This window comes from Ruegeria sp. CDSB117, from assembly GCF_059611005.1.
Genome location: NZ_JBXWOS010000014.1, coordinates 144,730 through 152,736 on the forward strand (window position 1 = coordinate 144,730; position 8,007 = coordinate 152,736).

Annotated in this window: 7 protein-coding genes; all 7 read left to right on the forward strand. The window is 58.4% G+C overall.

What is annotated here, in order from left to right:
* Nucleotides 1-9 precede the first annotated feature (9 nt).
* Complete coding sequence (gene tolA, locus AC2FJC_RS15720; RefSeq protein ID WP_496740209.1) at nt 10-1,110, forward strand: cell envelope integrity protein TolA; 1,101 nt, start codon at nt 10-12, stop codon at nt 1,108-1,110.
* The gene (tolB, locus tag AC2FJC_RS15725) at nt 1,107-2,426 is read left to right on the forward strand and encodes a Tol-Pal system beta propeller repeat protein TolB (RefSeq protein WP_282120665.1); all 1,320 of its coding nucleotides are present in this window, start codon (nt 1,107-1,109) and stop codon (nt 2,424-2,426) included. The genes tolA and tolB overlap by 4 nt, the downstream gene beginning before the upstream one ends.
* 89 nt (nt 2,427-2,515) lie before the next feature.
* A complete protein-coding gene (gene pal / locus AC2FJC_RS15730; RefSeq protein ID WP_496699671.1) occupies nt 2,516-3,019 on the forward strand; it encodes a peptidoglycan-associated lipoprotein Pal in 504 nt (167 codons plus the stop codon).
* Between the two features lie 4 nt (nt 3,020-3,023).
* Nucleotides 3,024-3,857 (forward strand): tol-pal system protein YbgF, encoded by an 834-nt coding sequence (gene ybgF / locus AC2FJC_RS15735; RefSeq protein WP_496740210.1) that lies wholly within the window; start codon nt 3,024-3,026, stop codon nt 3,855-3,857.
* Complete coding sequence (tilS, locus tag AC2FJC_RS15740) at nt 3,854-5,107, forward strand: tRNA lysidine(34) synthetase TilS (RefSeq protein ID WP_496740211.1); 1,254 nt, start codon at nt 3,854-3,856, stop codon at nt 5,105-5,107. The genes ybgF and tilS overlap by 4 nt, the downstream gene beginning before the upstream one ends.
* A gap of 76 nt (nt 5,108-5,183) precedes the next feature.
* Nucleotides 5,184-7,100 (forward strand): ATP-dependent zinc metalloprotease FtsH, encoded by a 1,917-nt coding sequence (gene ftsH, locus AC2FJC_RS15745; protein WP_058279522.1) that lies wholly within the window; start codon nt 5,184-5,186, stop codon nt 7,098-7,100.
* Nucleotides 7,101-7,208: 108 nt separating this feature from the next.
* Entirely contained in the window at nt 7,209-7,784 is a 576-nt protein-coding gene (locus AC2FJC_RS15750) for an MOSC domain-containing protein (protein ID WP_496740212.1), read from the forward strand.
* Nucleotides 7,785-8,007 lie beyond the last annotated feature (223 nt).

The following is an 8,007-nucleotide window of genomic DNA, read 5'->3' on the forward strand; positions in this document are numbered from 1 at the left end:
GGCCGCGCGGTGGACACCGGCACCAAGATCTCGGCAATTGCCCATGTCAGTTTGATTTCGTGGGCTCTGTTTGGCGGCACCTTCCGGTCCGAACCATTGCCTATGCCCGTTCAGGATATCTCGGTGATCTCGGCTGAACAGTTCGCAGCAATGACGGCTCAGAGAGAGGCGCCTGAGCTGCCTACACCAACTGCCCTGCAACAGCCCGATGCGCCCGAAGAAGAAATCCCCACCCCTGAACCGGTGGAGCAGGAACCTCCGACACCTGAAGTGTCTGAGCCAAATGAACCAGAGCCAGAGCTGGAACCGGAACCGCTGGCCCCCCCACCCGAACCGGTCGTGATCGAACAGCCCCCCGAATTGGCCCCCCCAGAACCCGAGGCCGTCGTTTTGCCCACCCCGCCAGGGCCCGAGGCACAGCCGCGGCCTGCGGATAAAGTAGCGCCTGAACCTGTCGCACCGCCGCCGCCTGAAGCCGCGCCAGATGATATTGAATCCCCGGCTGTATCGCTGGACGAGGGAGCTGAAACTCAGCAAGAACAGCAGGATCAAACGGCACCCGAAGAGGCCACGGATGAAATCGTGACCGAGGCGGAAGAGGCCAAGGAATACGCGCCGCGCAGCTCTCCGCGCCCGCTGGTGCGACCGAACCGGCCGACGCCGCCGGCGCAGCCCGAAGTGGCTGAGACCGAAGAACCGACCGAACCAGAGCCCGCGCCAAGTGATGAAACCGCGATCAACGACGCACTGGCCGAGGCGCTGGGGCAGAGCAGCGAACCGTCTGGCCCACCCCTGACTGCGGGTGAGAAGGATGCGATGCGACTGGCTGTGTCGAAGTGCTGGAACGTTGGTTCTCTGTCCACGGACGCACTGCAAACGGTCGTTGTGGTCGGGTTCTCGCTGACACCGGATGGCAAGGTGCTCGGCGGTACACTGCAAATGATCGACAGTTCCGGCGGGACTGACGCGTCTGCAAGACAAGCCTACGAGGCCGCCCGGCGAGCGATTTTGCGCTGCGGGGCCAAAGGATACACCCTGCCTACTGACAAATACGATCAATGGCGGGATATTGAGATTACATTCAATCCCGAGAGGATGCGGATCAAATGATGAGATTTCTGACCAGCCTTTTGCTTGGCCTGACAGTTTTGGCAGCGCCAGTGTATGCGCAAAGCGGACCCCTGCGTCTTGAGCTGGATCAGGGGATTATTGAACCCTTGCCTTTTGCGGTGCCAAATTTCGTGCCCGACGGGCCAGCAGCCACACAATACGCAAACGACTTATCGCGCGTCGTAGCGGCGGATCTGACCGGAACTGGGCTGTTCCGTGAAATTTCTTCAGACGCATTCATCAGCCGGGTCAGCAGTTTCGAAGCCCCTGTGCAATTTGCCGATTGGAAGGCCATCAATGCCGAGGCCTTGGTGACAGGTGCAGTCAACGTCTCTGGCAAGCGCCTGACTGTGCGATTCCGCGTTTGGGACGTATTCTCGGGTCAGGAATTGGGCAATGGTCTGCAGTTTTCCGGCACCACAGATGGCTGGCGGCGCATGGCACACAAAGTGGCCGATCAGGTTTATACCCGAGTGACCGGCGAGAGCGGTTACTTTGACAGCCGCGTCGCGTTTGTGTCCGAAAGCGGCCCAAAGAACCAGCGTCTGAAGCGTCTGGCAATCATGGACTACGACGGTGCGAACGTTCAGTACCTCACCGACAGCGCCGCGATTGTTCTGGCACCACGCTTTTCGCCCTCGGGCGATCGGCTGTTGTACACCAGCTATGAAACCGGTCAGCCGCGCATTTATGTTTTGGACGTTGATCGCGTCAAACGGACCGAATTGAAGACACAAGACGGCACCATGAGCTTTTCGCCGCGCTTTTCGCCGGATGGCCGCTCCATCGTCTATTCGCTGATTCAGGGCGGCAACACGGACCTTTGGAAAATGGATCTGGCCTCGGGCCAAAGCGTGCGGCTGACGAACACACCTGCCATTGAGACCGCGCCCAGCTATTCCCCGGACGGGTCGCAGATCGTGTTCGAAAGCGACCGCTCTGGCACACCTCAACTGTACATCATGCCCGCAAATGGCGGAGAGGCGACCCGCATCAGCTTTAAGCAGGGGCGGTATGGTACACCGGTCTGGTCGCCGCGTGGTGACCTGATCGCCTTTACCAAACAGAACAAGGGTCGGTTCCATATCGGCGTCATGCGGACAGACGGCAGCGAGGAACGCTTGCTGACCTCGTCCTTCCTGGATGAGGGGCCAACATGGTCGCCGAACGGGCGTGTCATCATGTTCACCCGTGAATCGCAGGGTGCAAGCGGTCGAGCGACACTGTATTCGGTGGATATCTCGGGTCGGAATCTGCGCCCGGTGCGTACACCGGATGGCGGCAGCGATCCATCCTGGGGACCACTGCAGAAGTGATCGGGGCAGGGGGTTGGAAAAGTTCACAAATTTCCTGCACTGTGATAACAGAGACAGCAATAAAGCAATAAAACGACGAGGCACCTGAAATGAATGTATTGAGCAAAGTCATAGCATTGGGCGTGCTAAGTGTAATGGCCGCCTGTACCAACAACGATCCTTCGGCACTGGGCGGTGGTGCGGGCGGTAACGGCTCGATCCTGCCGGGTTCGCCCAGCGACCCTCAGTCACCGGCCTATTTCCAACAAACTGTTGGCGACCGCGTGCTGTTTGAGGTCGATCAATCGACCCTGACCGGGCAGGCGCAGACGATATTGCAGGGACAGGCAGACTGGCTGCTGGCCAATACGGATTTCGTCGCCACGATCGAGGGTCACGCGGACGAACAGGGGACTCGCGAGTATAACCTCGCTCTAGGCGCGCGTCGCGCGAATGCGGCGCGTGAATACCTGATTTCACGTGGGGTTGCCGGCAACCGTTTGACCACGGTTAGTTTCGGCAAGGAACGCCCGATCGAGATTTGCAGCACCGAGGAATGCTATTCCAAAAACCGCCGTGCGGTGACGGTCCTGACCGGCTCAACTTTGGGGTAAGATGATGCGAATTGCAGGATGGGTTCTGGCTGCGGTCGTGGCGACTGTGGGCGTGGCAAGTGCACAGGATCAGCAAACCCTGGCGGATATCCGTCAGGAGCTAACGGTGCTGCACGTCGAGGTTCAGCGCCTCAAGCGCGAGTTTTCAACCACCGGATCTCCGGCACCCAATCTGGCTGGCAGTTCCGTTCTGGAGCGTGTTGACGCCATTGAGGCTGAATTGCAGCGCCTGACCCGCCAGACCGAGCAGTTGAACCAGCGTGTGCAAAACATCGTCACTGACGGGACCAACCGGATCGGCGATCTGGAATTCCGCTTAGTTGAGTTGGAAGGTGGCGATCTCAGCACGCTTGGCGAGACCTCGACCCTGGGTGGCGAAACCGAAATCACCGCTGCGGCACCCGCAACACCCGCAAACCCGACGGCACCGGCACCGACCGATCAAGGTGAACTTGCAGTTGGTGAGCGCGCGGACTTTGATGCGGCATCACAGGCGCTGGCGGATGGCAACTATCAGGCCGCAGCGGATCAGTTCGCCACATTCGAAACTTCGTATCCCGGCAGTCCGCTGGCCCCCGAAGCCAACCTGAAGCGGGGGCGCGCGCTTGTTGGAATCGGTGACACGCGTGAGGCCGCGCGGGCCTTTCTGGCCAGCTTTACCGGCGATTCCGAAGGTGCATTCGCACCCGAAGCGCTGTTTGAGTTGGGCTCGGCGCTGGGGCGTCTGGGTCAGACCGATCAGGCTTGCATCACTCTGGGCGAGGTGGGCGTGCGGTTCCCGTCTTCGACCTCGGCCACCAATGCCACACAGGAAATGGCAAGCCTGGGCTGTTCTTGACCGAAAACGCTGAAGAACTGCGCGCCGAGATTCGGGCGCGTTTACCCAAGACCCTTCCTTCGCGTCTGGGTGTGGCTGTCTCTGGCGGGGGCGATTCTGTCGCTCTGCTTTTGCTGCTGAATGATATTGCCAAAAACGAGCAGGTTAAGCTGTTCGTAGCGACCGTTGACCACGGTTTGCGCCCCGAGTCCGCAGTCGAAGCACAGAAAGTAAACGAGCTTGCCGCGCGTTTGGGTATCACGCATCAAACGTTGAAATGGACAGGGTGGGCCGGTCAGGGGAACCTTCAGGATCAGGCCAGACAGGCGCGTTATCGGCTGTTGAACGAATGGGCAACACGCAATGCGATCAGCGCGATTGCGTTAGGCCACACCGCGGATGATCAGGCCGAAACCTTCCTGATGAGACTGGCCCGCGCAGCTGGTGTTACGGGTCTGTCGGGCATGCCGGTTGAACGGATATTGGATGGCGTGACGATGTTGCGGCCGATGCTTGGTATAACAAGGCAAGCATTGCGTGGCTATCTGTCTGGTGAGGGAGTTGGCTGGATCGAAGATCCCTCGAATCAGGACCTCCGGTTTGACCGGATCAAGGCACGGCAGGCCTTGTCTGACCTCAAGGATTTGGGGATCACGGCCAGTTCTTTGACCCGAGTCGCAGAAAACCTTGCGCAGGCGCGTGAGGCGTTGGAGCGTTTTACGCAGGAATCCGCCCGAAAAATCGCCGTGGTGGAAACCGGTGATGTTTGCTTGGATCGCACCGCCTTTCAGTCTTTGCCTCAGGAAATCCAGCGCCGGCTTGTGATCGGCTGCATCGCATGGATTGCCGGAGCGGGGTATCCACCACGCCAAACGTCGGTGGATCAGGCTGTGAAGGCTGTTAAAGAGGGTATCGCTACGTCGGTCAATGGCTGTTTGTTTGTCCCAAAGGTCAATAAAACGTGGATTTGCAGAGAGCTAAACGCCGTTCAGGGCGAAATCGCGCGCCCCGGCGAGCCGTGGGACAAACGCTGGATTCTGTCAGGACCTTCGACCGCTGGTGTACAAATCCGACCATTAGGCGAGCAAGGCCTGCCTAGGGTTCCAGATTGGCGGGACTTGGGTAAACCACGTCAGGTCTTGTTGGCTTCACCCGCTGTTTGGCTGGGGGATGAACTGGTGTCAGCTCCAACCGCCAGATTGTTGAATGGATGGACGGCTGAATTGGCCCCCGGAACGCCCGAGTTTCATTCTTCTTTTTTATCGCATTGAACCTCCTTGAATCATCTCTATTTTATAGAGCAACCCGGCAGACCCCCATCTGCCGAAATCTTTTGGGAGACTTTCCTTGGGCAACGCTCGTAACATCGCCTTCTGGGTCGTTCTGTTTTTGCTGATCCTTGCACTGTTCAATTTGTTCAGCGGACCAGGCGGGACACTTCAGAGCAATGAAAGAACTTATTCTGATTTCGTAACCGCCGTTCAAGCCGACGAAGTCAAGAATGTGACCTTGGATGGCGAACAGATTCGCTATACCACGCAAAGCGGTGCCAACTATGTCACCATCAAACCCGGCGATGCCGAGGTCACCAAACTGCTGATCGACGAGAACATTCCGGTTCGCGCCGAGAAACAGCAGCAATCCGGTTTCCAGTCGTTCCTGATCACGCTGCTGCCGTTCCTGCTGCTTATTGGTGTCTGGGTCTATTTCATGAACCGGATGCAAGGCGGTGGAAAAGGCGGCGCGATGGGCTTTGGCAAGTCCAAGGCCAAGATGCTGACCGAAAAGCATGGCCGCGTGACATTTGACGATGTCGCAGGCATCGATGAAGCCAAGGAAGAGCTGGAAGAGATCGTGGAATTCCTGCGTAACCCGCAGAAGTTCAGCCGCCTTGGCGGTAAGATCCCGAAAGGCGCGCTGTTGGTTGGCCCTCCGGGCACCGGTAAGACGCTGCTGGCGCGTGCGATTGCGGGTGAGGCAGGTGTGCCGTTCTTCACCATCTCAGGTTCTGACTTTGTTGAGATGTTTGTTGGTGTCGGTGCATCCCGTGTGCGTGACATGTTCGAACAGGCTAAAAAGAATGCGCCCTGTATTGTCTTCATCGACGAAATCGACGCCGTCGGTCGCCATCGTGGTGCCGGTTACGGCGGCGGGAATGATGAACGCGAGCAGACGCTCAACCAGTTGCTGGTTGAGATGGACGGGTTCGAAGCCAATGAGGGTGTGATCATTCTGGCGGCCACCAACCGTAAAGACGTTCTGGACCCTGCGCTCCTGCGCCCCGGTCGTTTTGACCGCAACGTAACTGTCGGCAACCCCGACATCAAAGGCCGTGAGAAGATCCTGGGCGTGCACGCGCGCAAGACACCTCTGGGTCCCGATGTCGACCTGCGCATCATCGCGCGTGGTACTCCGGGCTTCTCGGGTGCTGATCTGGCGAACCTCGTGAACGAGGCCGCACTGATGGCGGCGCGCGTTGGCCGTCGCTTTGTCACCATGGAGGACTTTGAGAACGCCAAGGACAAAGTGATGATGGGGGCCGAGCGCCGTTCGATGGTGCTGACGCAAGACCAGAAGGAAAAGACCGCCTATCACGAATCTGGTCACGCGGTCGTTGGTCTGTCGCTGCCGCTTTGCGATCCGGTCTACAAGGCGACAATCATTCCGCGCGGTGGCGCGTTGGGTATGGTGGTGTCGTTGCCGGAAATGGACCGTCTGAACTATCACCGCGACGAATGTGAGCAAAAGCTGGCCATGACCATGGCAGGCAAAGCCGCCGAGGTGATCAAATACGGTGAAGATCACGTCTCGAACGGTCCCGCTGGTGACATCATGCAGGCCAGCCAGTTGGCGCGTGCCATGGTGATGCGCTGGGGTATGTCTGACAAGGTCGGCAACATTGATTATGCCGAGGCGCATGACGGCTATTCGGGCAACACTGCTGGCTTCTCGGTTTCAGCGCATACCAAAGAGCTGATCGAGGAAGAGGTTAAACGCCTGATCCAGCAGGGTTATGAGCGCGCGCACAAGATCCTGTCCGACAAGAACGAGGAATGGGAACGTCTGGCGCAAGGCCTGCTGGAATACGAAACCCTGACCGGGGACGAGATCAAGCGCGTCATGAATGGCGAATCGCCGACCGATGGTGATGACGAGGGTGACAAGCCGGATGAGGGCAGCGCGCCCAGCGTTACCGCCATTCCCAAGACCAAGGTCAAAAAGACCCCGCCCGACGGTGGGATGGAGCCGGAACCTTCGGCATAATGAAATCAGACCCGGGCCAAGTCCCGGGTCTTTTCTTTTCAGCTTTTCAAATGGGCTGGTTTGACTTTTAGTACGATTTTGACGGCCCGCAGCCGAAGGGAATTTCAAATGCCGGTATTGCGAGAAACAGAATTCACAGGTGAAGTTGTTTGGCTGGGTCACGTGCCTGCGGGTGGCTCGATCCGGGCCAAAGCGGTCGATGCTTTGAATCTGGATTTCTCAGGGGACAAAGGCGAGCGGCACGAGGGTCTCAACCGGGCCTCATGTGTCAGGGTCAAGAATCTGTATCAGCAAGGCACCGAAATCCGCAACGTGCGCCAATTGTCGGTTCTGTCCGCCGAGGAAATGGACGCCACAGCTAAAGAGATGGGGTTGGATCGGCTGGACCCGTCGTTTCTGGGCGTCAGCATCTTGTTGCGCGGCATTCCAGACTTTACACATCTTCCGCCATCCTCGCGTTTGCAGGGCCGCGACGGTGTCACGATAACCGTGGATATGGAAAACCGCCCCTGCGTTATTCCCGGGCGTGAGATCGAAGCCGATCAACCCGGGTACGGGGCGTCCTTCAAACCGGCTGCTCAAGGCCGAAGGGGTGTGACTGCTTGGGTGGAACGGCCCGGGCAGCTGCGGTTGGGGGACCAGATGAGACTGTTCGTGCCAGATCAGCGGGCGTGGGTGCCCTAAGCGTCAAGCGTTTTCGATTTGAAACCGGTGAAATGACGCTACGCCGTTTCATGGCTTGAATATGTCGGAATCTCTATCCATCGGGATTGTACACAACGGTATGGATTGGCCAGCACCGGCCCAGCTGCGCCGGTTTGCAGGGAATTCAACCGGGGGTTTTGCCCAATGAGCTATAAATCGGACATTGAAATTGCGCGCGAGGCGCAGAAGAAGCCTATTCAGG

Coding starts and splice junctions, on each gene's coding strand:
- ybgF (WP_496740210.1), top strand. CDS start 3,024: ATGCGAATTGCAGGATGGGTTCTGGCTGCGGTCGTGGCGACTGTGGGC.
- tolB (WP_282120665.1), top strand. CDS start 1,107: ATGATGAGATTTCTGACCAGCCTTTTGCTTGGCCTGACAGTTTTGGCA.
- pal (WP_496699671.1), top strand. CDS start 2,516: ATGAATGTATTGAGCAAAGTCATAGCATTGGGCGTGCTAAGTGTAATG.
- AC2FJC_RS15750 (WP_496740212.1), top strand. CDS start 7,209: ATGCCGGTATTGCGAGAAACAGAATTCACAGGTGAAGTTGTTTGGCTG.